The 2,091-nt window shown below is 73.3% G+C and carries 2 protein-coding genes; one reads left to right on the top strand and one right to left on the bottom strand.

What is annotated here, in order from left to right; genetic code table 11:
* Positions 1 to 139: 139 nt before the first annotated feature.
* Positions 140 to 805: a peptidoglycan recognition family protein gene (locus tag ABZ281_RS47135; RefSeq protein ID WP_356664748.1), complete on the bottom strand. Its 666-nt coding sequence runs from the start codon at positions 803 to 805 to the stop codon at positions 140 to 142.
* Between the two features lie 60 nt (positions 806 to 865).
* Here ABZ281_RS47135 and mnmA point away from each other — a divergent pair, with 60 nt between their 5' ends.
* Positions 866 to 1,996, top strand: coding sequence for a tRNA 2-thiouridine(34) synthase MnmA (gene mnmA, locus ABZ281_RS47130; protein ID WP_356664746.1), 1,131 nt, complete (start codon positions 866 to 868; stop codon positions 1,994 to 1,996).
* Positions 1,997 to 2,091 lie beyond the last annotated feature (95 nt).

The following is a 2,091-nucleotide window of genomic DNA, read 5'->3' as shown; positions in this document are numbered from 1 at the left end:
GTCTCACCTGGGGCCTGGCGGGGCTCACCAGTGGCCAGGCGGGGCTCACCTGGGGCCTGGCGGGGCTCACCTGGGGCCTGGCGGGGCTCACCTGGGGCCCGGCGGGAGTGAGCCGGGGCCCGTTGCGAACGGCCGTACGTCAGGCCGGTGTCGTGCGCGCCCGTCGTATCAGGCGCATGTACTTCTCCCAGTCCCAGTACCGCCCCGGGTCCGTGTGGTCCGTGCCCGGGACCTCCACGTGGCCGATGATGTGCTCGCGGTCGACGGGTATGTCGTAGCGGGCGCAGATCCGGGCCGTGAGACGGGCCGAGGCCTCGTACATCTCGTCCGTGAGGTCCTGCGGGCGGTCCACGAAACCCTCGTGCTCGATGCCGACACTGCGTTCGTTGTAGTCGCGGTTGCCCGCGTGGTAAGCCACGTCCAGCTCGCGGATCATCTGCGTGACGTGCCCGTCCTGCCGGACGATGTAGTGCGCCGCCGCCTTGTGCCCCGGGTCCTGGAAGGCCTTCACCGCGCTGTCGAAGCTGCCCTGTGTGACGTGGACCACGACCATGTCTATGCCGTAGTCGTCGGGGCGGTCCGCGCGCCGCCAGTTCGCGTCCGACGCCGCCACCCAGCGCGCGCCCGCGTAGTCGACCTCGCCCTCCTTGCGCGGCTTCTCGACGCCCGGAGTGCGCCACCACAGGCGCGCCAGCTCGCCCCGGGCGAGCACGGCGGAACCCGCCGCGGCCACCGTGCCGCCGATCAGCAGCGCGCGGCGGCCGACCTTCCGGTCGCCGTCCTTCGAAGCCTTCCGCTCTCCCATGTGATCGTCAACGGATGCCCGGCGGCCCTGGTTCCCGCGCCCCCGTACCCTGGAAGGGTTATGACTGACACCCCGCAGCGCCCCCGCCCCCTCCGCGTCCTGGCCGCCATGTCCGGCGGAGTCGACAGCCCCCGCGCCGCCGCCCGCGCGGCCGAAGCAGGCCACGACGTGACCGGCGTCCACCTCGCGCTCTCCGCCAACCCCCAATCCTTCCGGACGGGCGCGCGCGGCTGCTGCACCATCGAGGACTCACGCGACGCCCGCCGCGCCGCGGACGTCATCGGCATCCCGTTCTACGTGTGGGACCTGGCCGACCGCTTCCGCGAGGACGTCGTCGAGGACTTCGTCGCCGAGTACGAGGCCGGCCGCACCCCGAACCCGTGCCTGCGCTGCAACGAGAAGATCAAGTTCGCCGCACTCCTCGACAAGGCGCTCGCCCTGGGCTTCGACGCGGTCTGCACGGGCCACTACGCCCAGGTGATCGTCCGCGAGGACGGCACCCGCGAGCTGCACCGCGCCTCCGACATGGCCAAGGACCAGTCGTACGTCCTCGGCGTGCTGGACGACCGGCAGCTCGCCCACGCGATGTTCCCGCTCGGCGACACCCTCACCACCAAGGACGAGATCCGGGCGGAGGCCGAGCGCCGGGGCCTGGCCGTGGCCAAGAAGCCCGACTCGCACGACATCTGCTTCATCGCCGACGGCGACACCCAAGGCTTTCTCGCGGACCGGCTCGGCCGCTCGGAGGGCGACATCGTCGACGAGTCCGGCAACCGGCTCGGCACGCACGAGGGCGCATACGGCTTCACCATCGGCCAGCGCAAGGGCCTGCGCATCGGCACCCCGGCCCCCGACGGCAAGCCGCGCTACGTCCTGGACATCTCGCCGGTGGACAACACGGTGACCGTCGGCCCGGCGTCCGCCCTGGACGTCACCGCCCTCACCGCCGTCAAGCCCCGCTGGTGCGGCGCCGCCCCCACCGGCCCCGGCACCTACACGGCCCAGCTGCGCGCCCACGGCGGCGAGACCGAGGTGAGCGCCCGCGCCGTCGACGGCTCCCTGGAGGTCACCTTCACCGAGCCCGTCCGCGGCGTCGCCCCCGGCCAGGCGATCGTGCTGTACGACGGCACACGCGTCGTGGGCTCGGCGACGATCGCGTCGACGACCCGGGCGACGGCGGGCGTGGCCTGATCCCGTTGCGGGACCCGGCGGGACCCGGGGGCGGGCTCCACGCGCGCGTGCCCCCGCGCCCCCCGGCTCAGTCCCGGCTGAAGAACTCCGTCAGC

Source organism: Streptomyces sp. NPDC006265 (assembly GCF_040613555.1).
GTDB lineage: Bacteria > Actinomycetota > Actinomycetes > Streptomycetales > Streptomycetaceae > Streptomyces.
Note: the sequence above shows the minus strand (reverse complement) of the source record. Positions and strands in the feature narration are given on the sequence as shown.

What these genes read in the sequence shown, in the direction of transcription:
- mnmA (WP_356664746.1), top strand. Translation starts at nt 866, where the DNA reads ATGACTGACACCCCGCAGCGCCCCCGCCCCCTCCGCGTCCTGGCCGCC.
- ABZ281_RS47135 (WP_356664748.1), bottom strand. Translation starts at nt 805, where the DNA reads ATGGGAGAGCGGAAGGCTTCGAAGGACGGCGACCGGAAGGTCGGCCGC.